Raw genomic sequence first — 24,523 nt, forward strand, 5'->3', positions numbered from 1 at the left:
TAAGGGTTAACTTGCTTCCTAATCTACTAAACCTAAAAAAATAGATTAAGTACCGAATAATAGTGATTCATGAAAAATTTAGGATTTTGGATAACGGGGAGGAAAGAGCATGTTAGAATTTGACACAAGTATGGACCAACTAGCCAATATTAAGGTTATCGGTGTAGGCGGCGGGGGAAACAACGCTGTGAACCGTATGATCGAGGATGGCGTTGGGGGTGTAGAATTTATTGCCGTTAATACAGATTCACAAGCTATTAAGCAATCTCAAGCAGCGATTAAAATGCAAATCGGTGCCTCATTGACCAGAGGATTAGGGGCAGGAGCAAATCCGGAAATAGGAAGAAGAGCTGTGGAGGAAAGCAAACACCAGATTGAAGAAGTCTTAACAGGTGCAGACATGGTGTTCGTCACAGCTGGAATGGGCGGCGGTACTGGAACAGGGGCCGCTCCAGCTATTGCGAAAATTGCCCGAAAGCTTGGTGCCCTGACCATTGGGGTTGTAACGCGTCCTTTCAAATTCGAAGGCCACAAGCGTGCAGTAAACGCTGAAAGTGGAATTAATGCAATGAGGGAAGCAGTAGATACTCTAATTATTATTCCAAATGATCGCTTATTGGAGATCGTGGATAAAAAAACCCCTATGATTGAAGCTTTCCGAGAAGCGGATAATGTACTCCGCCAGGGTGTTCAAGGTATTTCCGATTTAATTGCTGTCCCTGGTTTAATCAACCTTGATTTTGCCGACGTGAAAACGGTCATGTCTCATAAAGGAACTGCCCTAATGGGAATCGGTATTGCAAGCGGTAGCAATCGGGCTGCTGAAGCTGCGGAGAAAGCCTTAAACAGTCCATTACTAGAAACCTCCATCAATGGGGCTCATGGTGTAATTATGAACATAACGGGTGGAAACAATTTAAGTCTATTTGAAGTACAGGAGGCAGCAGAAATCGTTGCTTCTGCTTCTAACGAGGAATTAAATATGATTTTTGGTTCAGTCATTAACGAACACTTAACAGATGAAATTATTGTAACGGTTATTGCCACTGGATTCACGGAGCAAGAGGAAAAAGTATTACATAAGCCTTCCCAGCCTACAATAGAAGAAATACCGAATCCATATGATAGGCAACAATCGGATTCATATCAAAGAGAACCGCGTGTACAATATCAAGAACCTGACCCAATTTACCATGATGAAGACGTTCAAAGTTATGGTCGACACACTGAAGATTCAGAGGAATCTCAGGATATACCAGCATTCTTGCGCAATCGAAAAAAACGATTTCGATCATTTTAATGATTGAATCAAGGTAGAAATTGCAGGACAGCTTATTGTTAGAAAAATCAAACATATAGAAAACCGTTAAGATTTTATCTTTGCGGTTTTTTGAGTTTTTTATAAATTAATTAGATTGGAATGGTATAATTTTCTAATAGGAACACGAGAGAAGAAAGTTCATTTGGAGGGGAAAAATGAAGATTGTTATTGCTGGGGGTACTGGTTTTATTGGTCAGAGGGTAACGGAACTGCTTCTTACTGAAGGGCATACGGTTGTGATTTTAACAAGGAAGGAAACGAGATCTTCCGGAAAGGTCTCGTTTATAAGGTGGCTCGAAGAAGGAGCCACACCAGAAAAAGAAATCAGAAAAGCGGATGCGTTTATTAACTTAGCAGGTGTTTCAATTAACGATGGTAGATGGAGTAAAAGTCATCAGAAACAAATCTATGAAAGTCGTTTGACCGCAACGGACGAATTACTTAGAATCATTTCCTTACTTCCTGAAAAGCCTTCTGTCCTGGTCAATGCTAGTGCAATTGGCATTTATCCTGCCTCTCTAAGTGCTGTCTATACTGAAAATTCATTGGAAACGGCAACTGATTTTTTAGGGAAGACGGTAAGCGACTGGGAATCCAAAGCAAAGCAAGTAGAAAACCATTCCATTCGCGCAGTCTACATGAGATTTGGTGTCGTGCTCGGTAAAGAAGGAGGTGCACTACCGCTGATGGCGCTGCCATTTCGTTTATTTGTCGGCGGGAAAGTGGGTTCAGGTGAACAATGGGTATCATGGGTGCATGTAATGGATGTCGTCCGAGCCATCGTATTTGCGATAAAAAATGATCAATTACGTGGACCAGTCAATGTTACATCACCTTCTCCACTTCGAATGAACGATTTCGGCAAGACTATCGGATCCGTTTTACATCGTCCCCACTGGTTGCCTGTACCTTCTTTCGCTATGAAAATGATTCTTGGGCAAAAAAGTGCACTCGTTCTTGAAGGGCAGCATGTTATACCTCAAGTGTTACAAGAGGAAGGTTTTGAATTTATGTTCCCCACACTCCGTTTGGCTTTAGAGGATTTACTTACTCAAACTAGTGATTAAAACATAATCAAGTTAGAAAGTTTTATATTTTTTAACACGAAAATCGAATGTATGTTCTTATATTGTGTTGTTTATGATATACTAAAATGGCAATAGATAAGGTTGTCCCAGGGGTGGTCGGCTTCTCTCCACGAGAGGGGGTGATGCTGTTTGACGGTTTTTGAAACGTTTATGATTATGCTTGGTTTTGCTAGTTTAGTGGTAGCCATTCTGACGTTCAATCAAAAAAAATAATCCACCCTCGAGATTGCATGCTCAGGTGGATTATTTAATCCTTTATTAAACAGTCGTCGCTTTTGAGGGGACCGTCTATTGCAGGACCGACATGTTGCAGCATGTTCGGTCTTTTTATTTTATGTTCATGCTTATCTATATTATAACGAAAAATAGGAAAAAAGAAACATAAACGAGAAAACTACTGTATTGGTATTTCAATCACATTTATCGTTCCAAATCCTTTTTTACTCTTAATTTGCATTTTTCCTTCTTTTCCATAGACTAATTGAATTCGTTTAAAGGTATTGGATAAGCCAATATGTCGATCAGAGATGTTATCTGATTTTAACCGTACTTGCAATTCGCGTAACTGTTGTTTATTCATCCCTTTACCGTTATCAATTACGGCAATGCGAAGTGTTTTAGTATGTACGGTTATTTTAATTTTTATCTTTCCTCCAGTCTCGGTTCGGCTTAAGCCGTGATAAATGCTGTTCTCAATAAGAGGCTGAAAGAGGAGTTTCAGTATCAAATATTGGTAAGCTAATGGCTCAATACTCCAAGTTACTTCGAATATGTCACGGTAGCGAATTTGCTGGATATTAATGTAGTTATCTGTGTACAGTTTCTCTTTGTTTAAGGGAACAAGGTTTCCAGGTTCATCCAATGAGTAGCGTAATATATCAGATAGATTTTCAACCATTTCATTCAATGAACTATGTCCGCGTGTTAAGGTGGTTGCCCGCCAGTTGATCGTTTCAAGCGTGTTGTACAAAAAATGTGGATTCAACTGAGATTGCAATGCTTTAAATTCAGCTGCTTGTGCTTGATATTCATTTCTCGAAACCTTCATTTGTAGATAATCTTGTTTAATAAATGTTCCTACTAAACGTTCTGTTATGTAGTGATATATGTCATTCTCTGTGTTCTCGTTTCGGGTAGTTATCTGATCTTGTCTGCGGGTGGCAGAGAGCAAATCAGTAATTGCGCGTAAGTGATTGGCTGCTTTCTTTGTGTGATAATAGGCATACCAAACACTGAATAAGAAAGACAGAAGAAGCATAGCAAGCGTTAAATTCTTTAACTGATTCGTCAATTTGTATAAAGAATCCTCTGGTACGAGAGAGATAAAGCTCCAGTTATAATTATCTGCATATTGGTTCGTAACGACAATGTTTCCGTTTTCTGTTGAAACCGTGTTTGTATCACTATAGGTCAAATTTAGTTGAGCCACAAGCGTTTCTGCTTCTTTCGTATTCGAATAATTGCTGGCTACAACTTCATTGGCTTCATTTAATAGAAGTATCTGCTGATCTTTGAACGTTTCGAGTTGACTTAGGCTCTTAGTTAAGTATGACTCTTTGATATTTAAAACCACAAAACTTTCTTGATTGTTATCGAGGGGTACTCTGCGGAAGAGCGAAATCACTTTCTCTTGATAAATTTGATCGTTTAATCCCTCTTTTAAGATTGTCCGTCTTTTTGTCCATACAACTTTTTCACTATTTTCATTGCTATTCAACTCGTTTAGCCAAACTGTATCTGGGTATGTCGAAATGGTAACCATTCCTCCATCGGTAGATGACAAAAAACGATCAAAATTATTATCAAGGTATACATAGATGGAATCGATAAAGGGTTTACCAATGGCAGGAGAATCAATAAAATTCTTTAAGTTTGCTAAATCTCTGAGCTGGACTCTGTTTGGAAATTCAGTGTTTAAAATCTTCTGGAGTTCTGTAAATTGGAATGCACTCGCAACAATGGTTAAGTTTAGGGTATCTTGCTCTTGAAATAATAACTCAATGTTCTCTTTGGATTGTTCTAGAAGTGCTGTGTTTTTCTTTTGTAAGTCAGCAACGATATAATGCTGAATGATGAAGTAAGAAGATATACCAAGTATAAGGATCGGAACCATCATAGGAGCCAGTATACTTAGTAAATTTTTCAAGAAAAAGCGTCGAAACAACTTGTCCAAGGTGTTTGTCATAATAAATTCCTAAATTCACGAGGTGATTTTCCAAAATAGCTGCTAAACTTTCGAGTGAAGTTTTTAGGTGTACTGTAGCCTACAAGTTCACTAATTTCGTAGGTTTTATAGTGGGAGTTTTGCAAAAGAAGAACGGCGTTTTTCATACGAATATGGGTTAAATAATCGGAAAAATTTACTCCGGTTTTTTCTTTAAAAAAAGTACTCAAGTAAGATGGGTTCATGTCCATCTGGTCTGCAAGTGATTCAAGGGAAGCTACCTTAAAGTTTTGATCAATATACTTGATAATCATTTGAATATTCTGGTTACCTACGTTTGCTAAATCGAAAAGAGCTGCCTGTGGTAAAAGACTCTCCACATTCACTTTTTGCTTTACCTGAAGAAGCTCATCACGTATTTGTGAAAATGTTTCAGTTAGTTCTATATGCTTTGTTGGTTTCAGCAAAAAGCGTCGAACCCCATATTCGATCGCCCTTTGTGCATAATCAAACTCCTTATAACCACTAAGAAGGACAACAATGGTTTCTGAACGCATACGATGCAGTTCTGCGGCAAGTTCGAGCCCGGACATTTCTGGCATACGAATATCGCTGAGTACAACATCAAAGGGTTGTTCGGATAGTAGCTGAAGTGCCTCCACTCCGTTTTTGGCAATCCCCTTTATTTCAAATCCAACGTGATCCCAGGGAAAAAAATTGAAGGACCGTTTCTAATTTCGTATTCATCATCAGCAATCAGTAATCGAAACAATTTATTTTCCCTCCTCATCTATAAAACTAATAATGAACCATTTAATAAACAAGATACTAAAAATAGTGAGATTTTCTTGCATTGTTTTTTGAATATTATACACAATTTTTCTAGAATAAAGAAACCTTTTCTTTATAAAGGGATAAGAAACTAAGAAAAGGATACCTAATGTAAAAATAAAGCACCTATTCAATGCAAAGATAATCAATGTAAGATTAGCCTAACAACAGATTTTTCAAAATTGAATGGAGGTAGACAAATGGATTTTGCACAGTCTATTAGTGAAAAGGTTGAAGGGAAAAGACAAAGTTATATTCATATTAGTGATGAAATTTGGAATTATGCCGAAACGAAATACACTGAACACAAATCTTCTGAAATTTTAGCTAGTAAATTGGAAGAAGAGGGTTTTAAAGTGGAAAGAAGTGTAGGAGGGATACCAACAGCTTTTACGGCAACATTTGGTTCTGGTTTTCCAGTCGTCGCAATTTTAGGTGAGTATGATGCGTTGTTTCATTTAAGTCAAGAAAAAAGTAAGACAGAATGGAGTCCTGTTGTTCCTGAAGGAAATGGTCATGGCTGTGGGCATAACTTATTAGGAACTGCATCACTTGCTGCAGCGATTACCATAAAGGAGATTCTGGAGGAAGAAACGCTGTCTGGTACTGTTCGTTACTATGGCTGCCCCGCAGAAGAAGGCGGTGGTGGGAAGGGCTATATGGTAAAAGCAGGTTTGTTTGCTGATGTAGATGCAGCGATTACTTGGCATCCATCTACCCAAAATGGAGTGATGTCCTTTCGAATGCTTGCAACATCTCAGCATTACTTCACATTTAAAGGAAAGAGTTCACATGCTGGGGTTACTCCTCATCTTGGGAGAAGTGCTCTTGATGCTATGCAGCTTATGAATGTTGGGGCAAATTATTTGCGAGAACATCTTATTCAAGACACAAGACTACATTATGCAATTACAAATACGGGCGGAAATTCAGCAAACGTCGTTCAATCTGAAGCACAAGTTCTTTATAAATTGCGGGGACCAAATCTCACAGTTGTCAATGACATGCTTGAGCGGGTGCAAAATATTGCAAAAGGAGCTGCACTCATGACAGGGTGCGAGGTGATTCATTCCTTTGATGCAGGTTCATCAGATATCACATTAAATCAGACACTTGAAAAAGTAATGAATGAAAGTTTTATTCAGCTTGGAGTTCCAATATTTAATTCGAAAGAGCAGGACTTTGCTGCAGAAATTAGAAAAACTTTTACACAGGAAGAAATGGTTTCTAAGGGAGAAAAAAGTTTAGCAGATACCATATTGCCCTACTCATTTGATGTCGGGATTGTCCATGGATCCAGTGATGTTGGTGATGTGAGTTGGATTGTTCCAACTGTCCAATGTAGGACTGCATGTTTTGCGCTAGATACACCGTTTCATACATGGCAAGTAGTTAGTCAAGGTACGACATCCATCGCACATAAAGGGATGCTTCACGCTGCTAAAGTTATGGGTTTGACTGCAGTAGAGCTATTATTACATCCTGAAACAGTTATAGAGGCCAAAGAAGAACACCAAAAGAAGCTTGCTAAAACTCCATATATAAGTCCAATTCCTGATACCTCGGCACTTCCAAAAGAAGTTGTTTCAATAGTTTAATAAAAAGTTGAATTTTTTGAAGATTTAAATAATTAGGAGGGACTTGTTAATGAATATGGCTGAAAAGATTGCTTCAAAAATTGAAGCGCGGAGAGAGTCTTTTATCAAATTAAGTGATCAGATTTGGGAGTTTGCAGAAACAAATTATACGGAATTCCGCTCGAGTGAGCTACTTGCACGAACACTTGAGGAAGCTGGCTTTGCAGTGAACACCGCAGCAGGTAACATTCCGACGGCTTTTACTGCATCCTATGGGACAGGTTCTCCTGTGATTGCCATTCTTGGTGAATACGATGCATTGTTTTATTTAAGTCAAGAAAAAGGAATTGCTGAAAAACGTCCAATTAAACAGGGTGGAAATGGACATGGCTGTGGTCATAATCTGCTGGGGACAGCAGGAGTAGCAGCCGTAATGGCAGTCCAAGAATTATTGGATGAGGAGCAATTTGAAGGAACGATTCGCTACTATGGTTGTCCAGCAGAAGAAGGTGGTGCTGGCAAAGTTTATATGATGAAGGCAGGTTTATTTGATGATGTTGATATCGCAATAACTTGGCATCCATCTACAGGGAATAGAGTAATCTCGCAACGAATAATTGCGAATAACCGCGTCACTTATAAATTTAAGGGGAGGAGCTCTCATGCCGGAGCTAGTCCACATCTTGGCAGAAGCGCTTTAGACGCTGTTGAGTTGATGAATATAGCCTCCAACTATTTACGGGAACATTTAATTCAGGATACACGATTACATTATGCGATTACGAATGCTGGAGGTTGTTCTCCAAACGTCGTTCAACAAGAAGCAGAAGTTCAGTATGTACTTCGAGGACCGAATATGTCAGTCGTTCAAGATATGGTAGAACGAGTAACGAATATTGCAACTGGTGCAGCGCTCATGACAGGCACTACGTTTACACATTCAATCGACTCAGGAACATCCGATTTGGTTCCAAATAAACCATTGGAACTATTAATGTATGCTAGCTTCCAACAATTAGGTGTACCCCAATTTGATCAAGAGGAAGAGAGTTTCGCTGAATTGATTCGCAGCACATTTTCAAAAGAGGAAAAAATAAGCGAGAAGGCATTAGCTGATACTCTCCTGCCATATGAGTATGATTCGGGAATAATTCATGGTTCAAGTGATGTTGGTGATGTTAGTTGGTCCGTACCAACAGCTCAATGTGTTACTGCTTGTTTTGCACTTGATACGCCTTTTCATACTTGGCAAATTGTTAGTCAAGGGACTACTTCAATTGCTCATAAGGGGATGCTCCATGCAGGAAAGGTTATGGGTCTATCTGTTATTGAGCTATTTAGACAGCCGAAAATTATTGCAGAAGCAAAAGCAGCTCATGCTAAGGAATTACAGGGGAAACCGTATATCTGTCCTATTCCGGATGGTGTCGGCATCCCATCAGTGACAACAGAATATTCTTTAATTTAAACGCTTTGAATGGAGGTTAGAACATGACAGGGAGTAATCACCTCTTGGATGTTTATAATATTAAGGTTACTTTCAAGGGAGATGATGGAGCGGTTAATGCCCTTGAAAACGTAAGCTTTCACATTGAAAAAGGTGAAATACTTGGTATAGTTGGTGAATCGGGCTGTGGGAAAAGCGTCACATCTCTTTCCATTATGAGGTTACTTGGCCAAAAAGGCCGTATTACCGAAGGGGAAATTTCTTTTAAAGGAAAGGCTTTAACATCTCTTTCAGAATATGAAATGCAAAAGATTCGCGGGAATGAAATTTCGATGATATTTCAAGAACCAATGACATCATTGAACCCTGTCTTTACACTTGGAAATCAAATGATTGAAACAATTAGGTTACATTTAAAACTAAGTAAAAAAGAAGCAAGGAAACTTGCCATTGACATGCTTAAAAAGGTTGGTATTCCACGTGCAGAGACGATCATTGATGATTATCCACATGCTTTATCTGGAGGAATGAGACAACGTGTAATGATCGCAATGGCACTTGTTTGTCAACCGAGTTTACTCATTGCTGATGAGCCAACAACTGCTCTTGATGTTACCATACAAGCACAAATACTAGACTTAATGAAAAAATTAATTCAAGAATCTGATGCCTCCATCATGTTAATCACGCATGATTTGGGAGTCATCGCTGAAATGGCAGACCGTGTCATAGTTATGTATGCAGGTCAAATAATCGAAGATGCAGATGTTTATACACTATTTGATAACCCTAAGCACCCATACACTCAAGGACTACTTCGTTCGATTCCTCACATGGACGGAGATGAAGTGGAACGGCTTGAGTCCATCCCTGGGTCAGTCCCATCTCTACAAAACATGCCAAAGGGCTGCCGTTTTAGTACAAGGTGCGCTTACGTAACAGAAAAATGTCTAACAGAATCTCCTGAATTACTTTCACTTTCTCGAGGGCATTCAGCTAGATGCTGGTTACTCACTAAAGACAATGCAGGGGATGTTTCTGAATTTCACCAAGTCTTCATTTAGCAAAAACACGGAAGGAGGAGTGAGCTTGGCTCAAGTAACGTTGCAGAAGAATCCCCTTATTGAAGTAAAAGATTTAAAGACCTATTATCCAATAAAAAAAGGTATCTTTTCTAAAACTGTTGGTCATGTAAAAGCTGTAGATGGAGTTAGCTTCTCCATCTACCCTGGTGAAACCTTAGGTCTTGTGGGAGAATCCGGTTGTGGAAAATCTACAATTGGTCGTACGCTAATTAGGTTGGAGCAGGCAACTGAAGGCCAGATACTATTTGATGGTCAAGATCTTACTAGCACAACGAATAAGAACTTAGTATCTATGCGCAAAAATTTCCAAATTATTTTTCAAGATCCCTATTCTTCGCTTAATCCTAGAAAGAGAGTCAAAGATATCTTGGCAGAACCACTACTTGTACACCATATCGTTGACCCAGCACAAGTAAACAAGCGGGTTGATGAGTTAATGGTTATGGTAGGTTTACCACGACAATCCAAAAATCGGTATGCACATGAATTTTCAGGAGGTCAGCGGCAGCGGATTGGGATTGCTCGAGCACTTTCTTTGAATCCTAAATTAATTATTTGTGACGAACCCGTTTCTGCTTTAGACGTATCGATTCAAGCCCAAATATTAAATTTGCTTAATGATTTACAAAAGCAGCTGGATTTAACATACCTATTTATTGCACATGGCCTTGGAGCGGTGAAGTATATTAGTGACAGGATTGCTGTTATGTACTTAGGTGAAATTGTGGAAATTGGAGAAACCAGGGATGTTATTAAGAATCCTAAGCACCCTTATACAAAAGCGCTACTAAATGCCTATCCAATACCTAACCCACATTTACGGGCTAAAGAAAGGGTTTTTATTCAAGGCGATGTTCCTAGTCCTGCCAACCCCCCTCAGGGCTGCCGATTTCATACACGGTGCCCAATTGCAACACAAACTTGTCGAGAAGGAAAACCAAAATTAGAGGGTGGGGTTCATAAAGCTGCATGCTTTGCAGTAGAATTATAGATTTTTAGAGGGGGAATACTCGTGTTAACCTACATCATTCGTAGAATAATAATTGCTATTCCAATTCTCTTTGGAGTAACAATCTTAAATTTTCTTATAATTAATTTGGCCCCAGGAAGTCCAGTTGATATTATGATAGATCCAAATCTTCCCCCAGAGGCTCTAGAAGCTCAAAAAGAAGCGCTTGGCCTGAATGACCCTTTTTATATTCAATATTGGACCTGGTTATTGAATCTATTCCAGGGAAATCTTGGATATTCACTAGTAACCTTTCAACCTGTTATAGATATCATTTCAGAGAGACTTGGCCCGACTATATTATTAATGCTCAGTGCATTAATTTTCGGATTATTAATTGCTATTCCGTTAGGTATATTAAGTGCCATTAAACAAAATTCAGTAATCGACTACTTGGCCACTGGAGGGGCATTTATGGGAGTATCGATACCAAACTTTTTTCTTGGACTTGGATTAATATATGTGTTTTCTCTACAACTAGGTGTCTTGCCTTCAGGCGGAATGCACACGATAGGAGCAGAGAGTAGTTTTTGGGATACGGCGCTGCATTTCGTATTACCAGTAATTGTTCTTGCAACGGCAATAGCAGGAAAGAAGATCCGCTATGTTAGATCAAGCATGATTGAGACTTTAGGGCAAGACTATTTACGAACTGCACGTGCTAAGGGGTTGAAAGAAACCATTGTAGTCAATAAGCATGCGCTTCGAAATGCATTAATACCTATTATTACTGTAATTGGATTGGAAATTCCGTTACTGTTCGCTGGTGCTGTTGTAACGGAACAAATTTTCTCATGGCCGGGTATTGGTCAATTAACCATTAGTTCGATTATGTCTCGCGATTATACCACCCTAATGGGGCTTAATTTAATTGCTGCCTTCATCGTTCTATTTTCTAATCTAATTACGGACATTGCTTATACCATCGTCGATCCGCGAATTAAATTTCAGTAAAATTTATTACCAGGGGAGGTGTGGATGATGAATGTTTCAAATTTACAACCGAATTCAGAAATTAACGCAAAAATACTAATTTCTGAAGCCAATGAACACAAGGATGAAAGTTACGTTAAAATGGTATTACGACGCTTTTTGAAACACCGATTAGCAGTAGTCAGTGCAGTTGGACTAGTACTAATCTCTTTGGTTGCATTGTTTGCACCATTTCTCGCTCCTTATGATCCATATGCTGTCACAGGTGCCTTTGGGGCTGGTCCTAGTGCTCAACATTTTCTTGGTACCGATCTTGTAAGCAGGGATGCGCTCAGCCGCTTAATCTATGCTGCACGTGTATCTCTTCAAGTCGGGGTTGGTGCAGTTGCTATTAGTAGTGTGATAGGAACGATATTAGGGTTAATCTCGGGGTACGCAGGAGGAAAAGTAGATACCGTTATTATGAGAATAGTAGATGTGTTCATGTCCTTCCCACATTTAATGCTAATCCTTGTCGTTGTCAGTATTGTCGGTTCAAGCCTGACCAACTTGATCTTAATTCTGGGTTTGCTGAATTGGACAGGTATGGCTCGTATTGTTAGAGGGAGTGTGCTTTCTATAAAACAGCTAGATTATGTGAAAGCGAGTATTGCACTTGGTTTTTCAACACCTCGTATCTTGTTTAAACACATTTTGCCCAATGTATTAGCTCCAATTCTAGTCCATGCCACATTTGGTATTGCTAACGCAATAATGGTAGAGGCAGCACTAAGTTTTCTAGGACTTGGTGTTCAGCCGCCAACGGCCAGTTGGGGAAATATGTTAACTGAAGCACAATCAATGACCGTGCTAACGTCACAACCGTGGTTATGGGTTCCGGCTGGAGTAATGATCGTCCTAACTGTCTTAGCCGTAAACTTTATAGGAGATGGATTAAGAGACGCGCTTGATCCAAAAAGTATAAAGTAAATAAAAAGAAGAAAATAAGGGGGTAAAATATCATGAGAAGTTACTTAAAAGCTTTTTTTCTATTAAACATACTTACACTGTTCATAATAGCAGGTTGTTCAAACTCAAATAATGATACAACAGGTGCCACAGTAGCTACGAGCAATCTCAAGACAAGTGATGAGAAAAGTATTACGATAGGAATAACCAACCCTCCAGGGGCTTTTAACCCAATAAAACGAGTTGATCTTACAGGATGGTACGTTACATCCATTCTTTATTCACCTTTAGTGGAAATGAATAGCTCCTTTGAATTTGTTCCAAAACTTGCAAAATCTATTGAATCTGAGGACAACCAAATTTATACAGTAAAATTACAAGAAAATGCGGTATGGTCGGATGGAAAACCTGTAACCGCTGAAGATGTTTTCTTCACTGCTAAACTAATTGGTTCTCTGGATTCGGGCTCTTTGATACAAGGCGTTTCAATGCTTGAAGGATTTAATGATAGTGGAAAACTTGAAGATCCGAATGCTGATATAACAGGAGTTAAGCTCATTGATGAATTCACCGTTCAATTCAAAACAAAAACACGAGTGGATGAAAATCTATTTAAACAGCAGCTCGGTGCACAATTTTTAACTCTTCCAAAGCATATATATGGTGACAACGCTCCTTCAGAATTTGCTAAACATCCTGATGTTCAAGAACCTAAAGTTACGAATGGTCCATTTAAGTTTGGAAAGTATGCAGCGAATCAATATATTGAATTAGTTGCGAATGAGTCTTACTTCCTTGGTGCTCCTAAACTTGATAAGTTATTCTTTAAAATTATGCCTGCTGCTAATATTGTGGCCCAGCTTCAAAGTGGAGAAGTGGATATGAACTATCCAGGTATAGGTAGCATTTCAAGTCAAGATTTTGAACGTGTTGAGAACCTTACCAATGTAAATACTACTTATGGCGATGCACTTGATTATCAAACTCTTGGCTTTAATCTAGAGACGATAAAAGATGTTCGTATACGTCAAGCCATTGCTATGGGAATAAATCGTGAAATGATTGTTGAGAGTTTATTAAAAGGAAAAGGTGAAATTAACGATTTAGTCTATGCTTCATCTAGTCCTTATTTCAATAAGTCGATAAAGCCAATCGAATATGACCCTGAGGAAGCTAAAAAATTACTTAAGGAAGCAAATTGGGAACAATCGAAGGTACTTAAATTTGTCGTTCCTTCAGGCAATACAACAAGAGAACAAATGGCAGATCTTATAGTTCAAAACTTATCAGAGATAGGAATAAAAGTAGAAATTGAAAAATATGATCTCCCAACTGCTAGCGAAAAAGCTCGTTCAGGAGAGTTCGATATACTTGTCTTAGGGTTCCCATTCTCATTCGATCCTGATAATACTACGATTTACTCTAGTAAGGGACCAAACAATCTCTTTAACTATTCTAATCCTAAAATGGATCAACTGCTTAAGAATGGTTTAAGTGAAGTGGACCCAGAAAAACGTAAAACGATTTATGATGAAGTTCAAGAACTTCTATCTGAAGAATTGCCAACACTTGTTTTATATTATGACAAACGCATGATGGCAGTATCGAAACGAGTTAAAGTGGGTCAACCGACTTCTGTCGGAGCCTTAGTAAATGTTCATGAATGGGATGTAAAATAAATAATAGAAGAAGGAACTTCTGTAATGGAAGTTCCTTTTTCACTGTTTTTATTCAAAAACAATCATTAGGATTAATAATTGCGATAGAATTCTTGATTGTCTACCTCTAACTGAAGGAAATCATTCGCGTCTTCAAGTGTAAGTAATCTTATATATATGTTTTGGCTTAAATTCATTGTTCTCACCCTTATAAACTTATAATATGGTTATATACAAATTTTATCATTAATAACATTCGTTGTCAGAATAGGAGATGATTACTTTATGTTTTGGGATAAACCCAAATGTATGGTTTGCGAGAAAGAAATTAAGGAAGATGAAATGGTTTATGTAAAAATGCTCTATCCTAAGCGAAAAGGTTTTACGGAAATCAAAGCATATATAAGAAACGAAGGAAAATTTATATGTGAAGACTGTATTACCTTAAATAGGAAAGAGGAGTGAACTTATTGGCAGTTATTAAGGATATCGGGCGTTATTGTCCTACAAACGATAGAGGACTCATACTTAATGATTCTAATAAAAGTAAAATACAACCTGAATTTCTAGAAGTAATCGAGCAAGTAGTAAAAGATTATCAAATTCATTTAGGAAACAACTTACATAGTATTTACATAAGAGGTTCGATCCCCCGAGGATTAGGAATAGGTGGAGTTTCAGACTTAGATACGATAGCCATTACACACAAAAAACCAAGTGAATTATACTTACAATGGACTAGTGAAGTTGAAGGAAGATTAAACGCTCAATTCAGTTGTATAAATGGAGTCGAATTAAGTTTCTATCATATAGACGAAATATTGGAAACTACTATTTTTTCAATTATTCCTTTTATGCTCAAGACCCACAGTATTTGTGTATATGGAGAAGATTTATCACCACATTTACCCGATTACAAGGCGAATAAAACGCTTGGAAATGATCACCTGATTAAACTTAAAGAACAAATTGAACTGGCAAGAGAAGACCTTGTTGATAATGATGATTTGTCTGATATATTAGATTGTTGTGGCTGGATTATGAAAATCATTGTTCGAGCTGGACTTGCACTTGTCATCGTGGAAGAAAATCTGTATACGCGAGATTTGTACCCTGCCTATAACATTTTTGCAAAGCATTATCCTGAAAAAGAGCATGATATGAAACAAGCTCTCCACTATGCAATCGAACCTACAACAAACGCTGACCGTCTCTTAATCTTTTTAAATGAATTTGGTCAGTGGATGATTCAGGAATCGGAAAAATGGCTGCAAATACATAATCCAAGTAAAGTTAGGTAAATGGAAAATATAATCAACGAGGTGTATGGGATGTTAACGAATGGTATGACAGAGGTTTTGAAAATTGAGTATCCGATTATCCAAGCTCCCATGGCGGGGGGAATAACCACTTCGACATTAGTGGCTGAGGTTTCAAAATCTGGAGGTCTCGGAATGATTGGAGCTGGCTATATGACTCCGAATCAAATACGTGAACAAATCAGGGAAATAAAGAAGTTAACATCAAGCCCGTTTGGCATAAATCTATTTGTTCCCAATGAATTTACCTATACTGAAAGTGAAATTAAATCAGCAAATCAACTATTACAGCCCATTTACGAGCAATTGAATTTACAACTTAATGATAGTTTGGACATTCCAAACTCCATCCATGTATTTGAAACGTTTAACGAACAGATAAAAGTAGTCATAGAAGAACAGGTCCCTGTTTGCTCCTTTACTTTTGGTATTCCTTCTAAGGAAACGATTGCAGAATTAAAAAGAAATACTATTATTCTCATAGGAACAGCTACAACAGTAGATGAAGCTGTTGAAGTTGAAAAGTCAGGAATGGATATAGTGGTTGTTCAAGGTAGTGAAGCGGGTGGACATCGAGGGAACTTTATTAGTCAATCTCAAGAGAGTTTAGTAGGTTTAATGTCCCTGATTCCACAGGTTGTCGATCATGTAAGCATTCCTGTTATTGCTGCTGGAGGAATAATGGATGGGAGAGGTTTAATGGCTTCACTATGCTTAGGTGCAAAGGGAGTCCAAATGGGTACGGCTTTCTTAACGTGTATCGAAAGTGGCGCTCATAAGGTATACAAAGAAGCTATAATGAACGCTAAAGAAGATCAAATTGTTTTAACTCGAGCTTTTTCTGGTAAATGGGCAAGAGGAATTAAAAATAAATTTATTACAGAAATGGAGAAACATGAAGATTTATTACCAGATTTCCCAGTTCAAAATACACTAACCCAACCTATTAGAAAAGCTTCTTCTTCTCAAAATAACGCAGACTACATATCACTCTGGTCCGGGCAAAGTCCTAGATTAGCTAAAAATCAAACCGTAAAAAACTTATTAGATACCATTATTACTGAAGCTAAAAAAATCAATAATTATATATAGAAGATGCAGCAATCCTTCCATAACGGAGGATTGCTTTTTCTTTTTCAATTAATTTAAGTAGGTTGTGATTTTCTGCTAATAAGAAATAATTTAAAGATAACGCTAAGAAACAGGGACATCATATCCATTTTTATGTAACCTTTATCCTAAAACACGAACATTTATTAGTTAATTTTTATTAATGTTCACTTTTTTGTTGAATATTTTTTATAAGTTTGCTATATTAACAAAGTAATAATCTTAAATATCATTACTCGTATATACTCAGTAATATGGTCTGAGTGTCTCTACCTGGTTCCCAATAATGAACTAGACTACGAGTTAAAGTATTCGGCTGTCCGGCAGCTCAAGCCACGCCATTTTATGATTTAGCAATAACTTCTTGCTAAATTATTTATACTTTGACTTTCGTAGGTCTAGAAGGCAGGAATGATCCTGCATTTTCTAGACTTTTTTATTTGGAACCAATTAGTGGGTATATCAAACAACAAGAGAAAAAGGGGAGAGTTATTTATGAAAAAGAAAATGTTAAAGAAATTTGCTTCAGTCGCAGCTATTTCGGGAATGTTAGTGATGCTCGCAGGATGTAATGCATCTTTACTAAATGAAACAGAAGTAGAAGGGGCGCAGAGACCAATCATCATTCAAGGTCCAATGCCTATAGAAGCGGAAGATTTTGCGAAAAAATTAGATAAGGTAAAAGTGGAAAAATCAGGAAACTTTGTTTTTTACAAAGGACAATTGAATAATTATCCAGTTATCGTTACGAAAACAGGTAAGGGAATGGAAAATTCAGCTGCTGCAACAGCATTGGCTATTGAAAAATATAACCCGATTGCCATCATCAATCAAGGTACATCAGGTGGACATGATCCAAGTCTAAATGTATTTGACATTGTGTTGGGGAAAAGAACGACAAACATTGGTTCATTAAAAACAACAAATATGGATGAAGGCCAAGGAATTGATCCAACTACATGGATTCCGATGGATTTAATGGCTTCGGAAGGAAGCGGATCAGATGAAAGTGCGAATAAAGTCCGTTACTACTACGGAGATGAGGATTTACTTGCCGCTGCTAATGCAGTAAAAGACACATACACGAAGGGTAAAGTTGTCGAAGGTACGATTGGTTCAGCAGACTTTTGGAATAGTGAAGTGGATCGAATTAAATGGATTCATGAGAAATACGGTACCTCTGTAGAAGAAATGGAAGCTGCTTCAGTAGCTCAAATTGCCGAAGCCTATGATGTAGCATTCTTAGGTATTCGAATCCTATCGAATAATAAAACAAATGGCGGTACCTACAATCCGGGGACAGCAGCAGCAAATCAAGAGTATGTTTTTGAAGTCGTTAAAGAATATATTTCTATGATGAAAAAGTAAATAATTAAGTGATTGGATGCGTTTCTACTTTTGTGGAGACGCATTTTCTTTTTCTACTTTACACAGCAGTGGAAAAAGGGATGTAAGATTTTTTAAAAAAGCAATATTTGTCTATTTCGAATAGACGAAATAATATTAATTGTAAAACTATTGTGAAATTGTTATATGCCCTTAAAAACACATAAACATCGTGTTAATATGAATATGCTAGGAACTTGGGATTAGCATATTACATAATTGAATATAATTATGATTATCACGAGTCAGAATGAAAGGAGTCTTATCTTGAAAAAAATCATGTTAATCTTGTTATGTACATTAATGATGGTACCCTCATTTGTTAGTGCGCACACAAGTATATCCACTTCCAATCCATCTGAAGGGCAAGTTGTAACAGAGAATCTAGAACAAATTATCCTTACTTTTGCTACCACTATCGAAGAATTAAGTACGATGGATTTGATTAAGGACGGAAATGTTATTCCGTTTGAAGGAATCAAAGTTGAAAATAAGCAATTAATGGGAACTATAGCAAAACCATTAGAAAACGGATCTTACATAATCCAATGGAAAATTGTTGGGGAAGATGGTCATCCGATAAAAGGCGAAATCAATTTCGTTGTTCAAAATGATCAAAATGAAGTAGAAACAAATCCTGTTACTCCTGAGGAAAACGAAGCAACTCAACAGGAAGACAGTCAATCCAATCAAATAGATGAAAAAAGTGTAGAACAAAACTCCGCTGCTGATACAGTTGAAAAAACAGAAGATCAAAAAAATGAATCAACAATGCTAACTACAGTTTTTATTATCTTAATCGTTATTTTTGGAATTGTACTTTTACTATTCACTAAAAAGAAGAAGAGTTAATTTTTATGTTTCAAGCGCAGCTTTAATTGCAGGGTGGTTAGCACTAGTTATTTCACTAAAAAAACGATCATAAATAATTTACCTTAAAGGACAAGAAAAATAAATTTCTTGTCTTTTCTTTTGTTAAGACTCCATAGGTCTTTGACCTACTTTTTGTTTTTTTTTTAAATATTTTATAAAGTTTTAATAATTGTGTGATATGGTTCTCTTAGCCATTTATGAAAATTAGCGCGGGATGATTTGGAGGTGATTATTTGTCCATTAAAATGAGGTTTCTGTTGTCCTACGTTGGAGTAATCCTTATTTCTATCACTTTATTATTAGCAGCTGGTTTTTTAATTATTTTTACGATAACTGGTGATGTAAAGTCAATAGAGCATTTTTACAAAAAATCTTATCTTCAAAAACCTTTGACTGCTGTTGAGGAAAGTGTGTTTCTTGATTTGAAGCTTTTGGCAAAAAATAACTCCGAGCAGCTTTTAAACGATGAACAATTGAAAAAGATTGAACATCAAGATATCAAGATAGTTGTTAGAAAAGATAAGAACATTGAATACGCTACAAGCACTCTTGATAAGCAGGCATTGGTTTCCTCGCTTCCTAGCTTTGAAGAAACAAATATCAATACGCGGGATTCAATTTATATTAATGACTTCGTTTTCACGTATGTGAAGTTTGATTTTTATTTTTCAGACAAGAGTGAAGGAAGTATTTTTGTATTGAGGAAGGTAAGCTCGAATGCCCAGTTGATTCGAGAGCTGTTCCCAATTTTATTAGGTCTTATGGTACTTCTGTTTATTATGGTTATTGGATTATTAAACTATTTAGTGTCAAGAAGTATCATTAAGCCTATCTCCATGCTAAAAGAAGGTGCAGAACGGATTAAGTCAGGAGATTTAAATTTTGAAATCAAGGCTACTTCAAATGATGAAATCGGACAATTAAACACGACGTTTGAGGAAATGAGAATTAAACTAAAGGAGTCAATAAACCTCCAGCTTCAGTACGAGGAAAATCGAAAAGAACTTCTTTCAAATATTTCACATGATTTGAAGACACCTATTACTTCAATAATTGGTTATGTTGAGGGGATTAAAGACGGTGTAGCAAACACCCGTGAGAAAATGGAGAAGTATTTAACCACAATTAACTTAAAAGCAAGGGATATGGATTCGTTAATAGATGAACTGTTTTTATTTTCAAAACTAGATTTAAAGAAAGAGCCATTCACTTTTGAAAATATCGAACTAGTTGAATATTTGCAGGATTATGTAGAAAAACTTCATCTGGAATTACATCAAAAAGGCATTCAAATTAATTATCATTTTATGAAAAAACCTATATACGTGACGGCAGACCGGGAGAAGTTAAAACGGGTTTTAGTAAATCTCATAAACAATTGTGTAAAGTATATGAATAAAGATGAAAAGAACATTTCTGTTTCTCTCCATGAAGGACCTTTTGATGTTGTTGTAGAAGTAAATGATAATGGCTATGGAATCGAACCTGCTGCTTTGCCATACATTTTTAATCGTTTTTACCGAGCTGAAAAATCTAGAAATTCTAGGACTGGTGGAAGTGGTTTAGGACTTGCGATTTCCAAACACATTATTGAAGAGCATGGAGGAGAGATTTGGGCAACGAGTGAGAAAGGCAAGGGTACAAGTGTCTTCTTTTCTTTGAAGAAAGGTGTGTATGAATGAAAAAGATTTTATTGATTGAAGACGAAGTTAGTATCGCAGAATTGCAAAGAGATTATTTAGAAATTAATCAATTTCATGTAGATGTTGATCATAATGGTGATTCAGGACTCCAACTGGCTCTTCAAAATGATTATGATTTGATCATTTTGGATATCATGCTCCCTGGAGTAAATGGGTTTGAGATATGTAAACAAGTACGCCAGGTTAAAAATATTCCTATTCTGTTTGTTTCCGCTAAGAAAGAGGATATCGATAAAATTCGAGGTCTCGGTATAGGGGCGGATGATTATATTACCAAGCCTTTTAGTCCAAGTGAGTTGGTGGCTAGGGTGAAAGCGCATATAGTGCGGTATGAACGCTTAGCAGGAAGTCAAGCGAAATCAAGTTCTATTTCGGTTAAAGAGATTTCGATTGATAAGTCAGCACGAAAAGTTTATATAAACGGCGAGGAAACATCTTTCACCACAAAGGAATTTGATTTGCTGGTGTTTCTAGTGATGCACCCGAATCAAGTTTTGAGCAAAGAACAGCTTTATGAAAATATTTGGGGCTTTGAATTGGCAGCAGATGTTTCAACTGTGACCGTTCATATCAGAAAAATACGAGGGAAAATTGAAAAAGATCCTGCACATCCGAAATATTTGGAAACGGTTTGGGGAGCAGGGTATCGATTCAATGTTTAAGATAATTATTATATATGATAATCCGTCACAAAGGTGGCGGATATTTTTTATAAAAATGAAGAATTTTTATGAAAAAGTTTATCTTTTTTTAAGAAATTTTTTCGAGAGAGTTTATGATTGGGTAGTAACATAAGGAAGGTAAACAAGTTCAATTAGTAATTTAGTTAGGAGGATAGCAAAAGTGAATTTCATGTGGAGATCCCTGACAATAGTCATTGGATGTATCTTTATACTTCAGGGGTGTGTCTCAGATACGGTTAGGGAACCAAATAAACAGGAGAAAGAGAGTAAAGGAGAGGTAGATATGGAGGAACAATTGATTCAAGCAGCAAACCGCAAAGATGCGGGTACAATAAGAAGATTGCTTGAGGAAGGTATTGATATTAATATACAGGACTCAGAAGGGCGAACCTCCACTATGATTGCAACTTACAACAATGATGAAGAAACTGCAAAAATACTTATTGACGCGGGAGCAGACGTCAACATCCAGGATGACATGAAAAATAACCCCTTCCTATATGCTGGTGCAGAAGGTTATATCAATATTTTAAAACTAGTTATTAAAGCGGGTGCCGACCCATCGATCACGAACAGATATGGAGGAACTGCTCTAATCCCTGCCTCAGAACATGGATATGTAGATGTTATTAAAGAACTTCTAACGAATACTGATATTGATATTAATCATGTAAATAATCTCGGTTGGACAGCTTTACTAGAAGCTATTATTTTGAATAATGGTGATGAGAAACAGCAGCAAACCGTGCAATTGCTAATCGATCATGGGGCAGATGTCAACATTCCTGATCATAATAATGTGACCCCTTTACAGCATGCACGCGAGAAAGGATTTAAAGCGATTGAAAATATTTTGTTAACAGCAGGAGCAAAATAACCTGATTGTAAAAGGTCCCATCATGAAACACATAACCAAGTACTATTAGAAATCATAGGCAGTAATGTAAATTACACTAAAATAATGAAATGAGGAACGCTAAAATGAACAAAAAAACAAAAATATTACCAGCTGTAATACTTGGATTAACTTTAGTAATATCAGGTTGCAGCACAGTCACCCAAGCAAAAACAAGTGAACAGAATCAAGAACAAACTGCAATAAAAAGTAAAAAACAAAAGAAGGAAACAAAAGGACAGGAATTGGCTTCTATTCTTAGTAACACAAATTGGCAGGGTACAAAGGTATATGATAAGGATAAAAATGACTTAACAAAAGAGAACGCAAACTTTATTGGTCTAGCGAAATATGACGATGAAACAGCGAGATATGAGTTTTTTGATAAAACGACAAAAGCAAGCCGAGGAGATAAAGGAACTTTCTTTATTACTAACGATGGAAAGAAGAGAGTATTAATTTCAGCAATGGGTTACCAAGCTGTTGTCGAAATAACAGAACTAAATAAAGATATGTTTACCTATAAAAGAATGGGAAAAGATGCGAATGGTAACGAAGTAGAGGTATTCGTTGAACATATTCCTTATATAGAAACAGAACTTTCCTTTACGGACCCAGATAAGACTTTAGATACAACCACAGGAGAAATTGTTACAGACAAGGATGGAGATAAAATTTTATCAGACACGCTATGGCAAGGAACTGTGGCATTAGATGAAAACGGCAATGATGTATCAGCCTACAACCAAAATTATTTGGGTCTTGCAAAATATGATTTTAAGACAAATAAATATGAATTTTTTGACGCTAAAACTGGTTTAAGCCGCGGTGATTACGGCTATTACGATGTTGTTCATGGAAATAAGATACGAGCCCATGTTTCACTAGGAATGAAGTATGGAGCAGTTCTTGAACTTACAGAGCTGAATGAAAATAAATTCACCTATAAAAGAAATGGTAAAGATAAAGATGGTAAAGACATAACTATAACCGTTGAGCATATTCCATATCAAGGTGATTTCAAACTAAAATTCACAAAATAATTTAAATATGACTTGGCTTGCAGTCATGAAGGGTATGGAATTTATCGAGGCCACTGAAAAAGTACTATAAAACAAAAAAGTAGAACTTGAACGTACTAAGCGATATGAGACACATATATAACACCACTTTTAGGCTGCCTTCATTCCAAATTCTTTTGGTGTGAGGCAGCCTAATTTTTCTTAAACAAAGAATGTCAAATAATCAAATTAATGTTATAAAAATTAAAAAACGAGCACCAAATATCCAATGCCCGTTCTAAACCCTATCCCTATGAAGCTGAAGAAAGCTGTAATAAATCAATTTGCTCCTTTACATTCTTCACTAAAATCATATCTGTATGAACATAATTTGACCCGAATAGTTTATGTAAATCGGAGAGAGTTAATTGACTTCCATTTACTAGCTCATTTTTGCTATAGATGTAAACTGAAAAATATTGTTGTAAAAACCGCATAAAGTCATTTAAATTCACTCCAGATTTTTCCATATACTCACTATTAAATTCAATAATACCTAAAGCAGAAGCACTTTTCTGAAATAGTTCTGTCATTCCTCTTAAAACAAATGCTTCATATCCCTCAACATCAACTTTAAATAAAATATTTTTGTTCGTAACATCCTCAGCGACTATCGAATCAATCGTTACAGAGCTAACCGTTGTTTGTTCAATCATATCGTGTGAAGGACGATAGGCTGCAGAAGATGTACCGGACCAATGTTTATCTACATAGAACGTTTTTTCTCCTACTTTATCTGCCGCAAAAACATTAAAGATCTTAATTTGCGCTTTATTTCGATGGACCTCTCTTGATTGATGAATATACTTTAACAAATCTCGATTCGCTTCGATTCCATAAATTTGTGTGTGGTTAGGATAATTTGTCGAGAAAATACATTCTCCATAGTTTACGCCTACATCGATAACCAAATCTGGTGAATATTCATTCACAGCGTTAATCCAAAAGTTTGTTAAACGCTTCTGAGTCATCCCATTGCTGATTAACAATGCTCTACCACGATTTTCTTCTGAATTGACAAAGATCGTATTGGAGGAAGGCAGCAAAATTTCATTTGGAATTTTACTTTTATTCAAAGTCTTGTATTTAAGAAATATTCCTAAATCAATTAAAAACTTCCACGTCCTCGGATAATTTTCCCACATTTTTAATAAGAAAGTCTTTCCCGCAGATACTCTCGTGTTCATTTTTTCCCCCCTGTATATGTAAATAACTACTTTCATAAAATTTTCTGTTTACATTTAAAAACTCCTTCACAGTTAAGAAAGCTTAACAATAAATTTACAATTATATTTAAACCATAAATTTAGTCAACCTGAAGTCTTAGATGAAAATAAAGCGGAGGACGGTTAAGGGATATTCAGTTCAATTGTATAGTTACATTAATGAGATTTACTAAATGAAAAAGAGGAGAAGATTGATGGAAAAATAT

22 protein-coding genes and 1 riboswitch are annotated in these 24,523 nt (G+C 36.7%); of the genes, 19 read left to right on the plus strand and 3 right to left on the minus strand.

The genetic code is table 11. From position 1 onward, the window contains the following. Positions 1-109: 109 nt before the first annotated feature. The 3 genes from ftsZ (at position 110) to TR08_RS33870 (ending at position 2,622) form a co-directional block, all read left to right on the plus strand. Positions 110-1,300, plus strand: coding sequence for a cell division protein FtsZ (ftsZ, locus tag TR08_RS06225; RefSeq protein ID WP_045516640.1), 1,191 nt, complete (start codon positions 110-112; stop codon positions 1,298-1,300). Positions 1,301-1,476: 176 nt separating this feature from the next. Next, positions 1,477-2,388, plus strand: a complete 912-nt coding sequence (locus TR08_RS06230) for a TIGR01777 family oxidoreductase (protein WP_045516642.1) — start codon at positions 1,477-1,479, stop codon at positions 2,386-2,388. 150 nt (positions 2,389-2,538) lie between these two features. Beyond that, positions 2,539-2,622, plus strand: a complete 84-nt coding sequence (locus tag TR08_RS33870; RefSeq protein WP_370576283.1) for a putative holin-like toxin — start codon at positions 2,539-2,541, stop codon at positions 2,620-2,622. A 181-nt stretch (positions 2,623-2,803) separates the two neighbouring features. Here the strand turns inward: TR08_RS33870 and TR08_RS06235 are convergent, their stop codons facing one another. Both TR08_RS06235 and TR08_RS06240 read right to left on the minus strand, forming a co-directional pair. Continuing rightward, a complete protein-coding gene (locus tag TR08_RS06235; RefSeq protein WP_045516644.1) occupies positions 2,804-4,594 on the minus strand; it encodes a cache domain-containing sensor histidine kinase in 1,791 nt (596 codons plus the stop codon). Further along, entirely contained in the window at positions 4,591-5,235 is a 645-nt protein-coding gene (locus tag TR08_RS06240; RefSeq protein ID WP_052427360.1) for a response regulator transcription factor, read from the minus strand. Before TR08_RS06240 ends, TR08_RS06235 begins: the two co-directional genes overlap by 4 nt. Before the next feature lie 369 nt (positions 5,236-5,604). On the opposite strand from TR08_RS06240, the gene TR08_RS06245 reads away from it, so the two are divergent. The 16 genes from TR08_RS06245 to TR08_RS06320 all read left to right on the plus strand — a co-directional run bounded on the left by TR08_RS06245 (position 5,605) and on the right by TR08_RS06320 (position 23,073). Next, positions 5,605-7,002: a M20 family metallopeptidase gene (locus TR08_RS06245; protein ID WP_045516646.1), complete on the plus strand. Its 1,398-nt coding sequence runs from the start codon at positions 5,605-5,607 to the stop codon at positions 7,000-7,002. Between the two features lie 49 nt (positions 7,003-7,051). Beyond that, positions 7,052-8,449, plus strand: a complete 1,398-nt coding sequence (locus tag TR08_RS06250; RefSeq protein WP_045516647.1) for an amidohydrolase — start codon at positions 7,052-7,054, stop codon at positions 8,447-8,449. A gap of 23 nt (positions 8,450-8,472) precedes the next feature. After that, positions 8,473-9,492, plus strand: a complete 1,020-nt coding sequence (locus TR08_RS06255) for an ABC transporter ATP-binding protein (protein WP_045516649.1) — start codon at positions 8,473-8,475, stop codon at positions 9,490-9,492. A 25-nt stretch (positions 9,493-9,517) separates the two neighbouring features. Further along, positions 9,518-10,504, plus strand: a complete 987-nt coding sequence (locus TR08_RS06260; protein WP_045516650.1) for an ABC transporter ATP-binding protein — start codon at positions 9,518-9,520, stop codon at positions 10,502-10,504. Positions 10,505-10,525: 21 nt separating this feature from the next. Next, positions 10,526-11,476 carry an ABC transporter permease gene (locus tag TR08_RS06265; protein WP_193747688.1) on the plus strand — a complete coding sequence of 317 codons (951 nt, stop codon included), beginning with the start codon at positions 10,526-10,528 and terminating at the stop codon, positions 11,474-11,476. A gap of 27 nt (positions 11,477-11,503) precedes the next feature. Then, a complete protein-coding gene (gene opp4C, locus TR08_RS06270; RefSeq protein WP_052427362.1) occupies positions 11,504-12,424 on the plus strand; it encodes an oligopeptide ABC transporter permease in 921 nt (306 codons plus the stop codon). Positions 12,425-12,456: 32 nt separating this feature from the next. After that, complete coding sequence (locus TR08_RS06275; protein WP_045516651.1) at positions 12,457-14,082, plus strand: ABC transporter substrate-binding protein; 1,626 nt, start codon at positions 12,457-12,459, stop codon at positions 14,080-14,082. Between the two features lie 264 nt (positions 14,083-14,346). After that, positions 14,347-14,526, plus strand: a complete 180-nt coding sequence (locus TR08_RS06280; RefSeq protein WP_045516652.1) for a hypothetical protein — start codon at positions 14,347-14,349, stop codon at positions 14,524-14,526. A 5-nt stretch (positions 14,527-14,531) separates the two neighbouring features. Next, complete coding sequence (locus TR08_RS06285) at positions 14,532-15,362, plus strand: hypothetical protein (RefSeq protein WP_045516654.1); 831 nt, start codon at positions 14,532-14,534, stop codon at positions 15,360-15,362. Positions 15,363-15,392: 30 nt separating this feature from the next. After that, a complete protein-coding gene (locus TR08_RS06290) occupies positions 15,393-16,472 on the plus strand; it encodes an NAD(P)H-dependent flavin oxidoreductase (protein ID WP_045516656.1) in 1,080 nt (359 codons plus the stop codon). A gap of 234 nt (positions 16,473-16,706) precedes the next feature. Next, a riboswitch (purine riboswitch) is annotated at positions 16,707-16,809 on the plus strand. Between the two features lie 176 nt (positions 16,810-16,985). Next, on the plus strand, positions 16,986-17,858 hold the full coding sequence (locus TR08_RS06295) for a 5'-methylthioadenosine/S-adenosylhomocysteine nucleosidase (RefSeq protein ID WP_193747689.1): 873 nt from the start codon (positions 16,986-16,988) through the stop codon (positions 17,856-17,858). 285 nt (positions 17,859-18,143) lie between these two features. Next, positions 18,144-18,728 carry a copper resistance CopC family protein gene (locus tag TR08_RS06300; protein WP_052427363.1) on the plus strand — a complete coding sequence of 195 codons (585 nt, stop codon included), beginning with the start codon at positions 18,144-18,146 and terminating at the stop codon, positions 18,726-18,728. Between the two features lie 254 nt (positions 18,729-18,982). After that, positions 18,983-20,431 (plus strand): sensor histidine kinase, encoded by a 1,449-nt coding sequence (locus TR08_RS06305; protein ID WP_045516657.1) that lies wholly within the window; start codon positions 18,983-18,985, stop codon positions 20,429-20,431. Then, positions 20,428-21,114 carry a response regulator transcription factor gene (locus TR08_RS06310; RefSeq protein WP_045516659.1) on the plus strand — a complete coding sequence of 229 codons (687 nt, stop codon included), beginning with the start codon at positions 20,428-20,430 and terminating at the stop codon, positions 21,112-21,114. Before TR08_RS06305 ends, TR08_RS06310 begins: the two co-directional genes overlap by 4 nt. Before the next feature lie 190 nt (positions 21,115-21,304). Further along, positions 21,305-22,012 (plus strand): ankyrin repeat domain-containing protein, encoded by a 708-nt coding sequence (locus TR08_RS06315; protein WP_045516821.1) that lies wholly within the window; start codon positions 21,305-21,307, stop codon positions 22,010-22,012. Between the two features lie 104 nt (positions 22,013-22,116). Next, complete coding sequence (locus tag TR08_RS06320) at positions 22,117-23,073, plus strand: DUF4822 domain-containing protein (protein WP_045516660.1); 957 nt, start codon at positions 22,117-22,119, stop codon at positions 23,071-23,073. A 269-nt stretch (positions 23,074-23,342) separates the two neighbouring features. Here TR08_RS06320 and TR08_RS06325 read toward each other — a convergent pair whose 3' ends face one another. Further along, positions 23,343-24,278, minus strand: a complete 936-nt coding sequence (locus TR08_RS06325) for an FkbM family methyltransferase (RefSeq protein WP_045516661.1) — start codon at positions 24,276-24,278, stop codon at positions 23,343-23,345. Positions 24,279-24,523 lie beyond the last annotated feature (245 nt).

The organism is Neobacillus niacini (assembly GCF_000759675.1).
GTDB classification, from domain to species: domain Bacteria; phylum Bacillota; class Bacilli; order Bacillales; family Cytobacillaceae; genus Neobacillus; species Neobacillus niacini_A.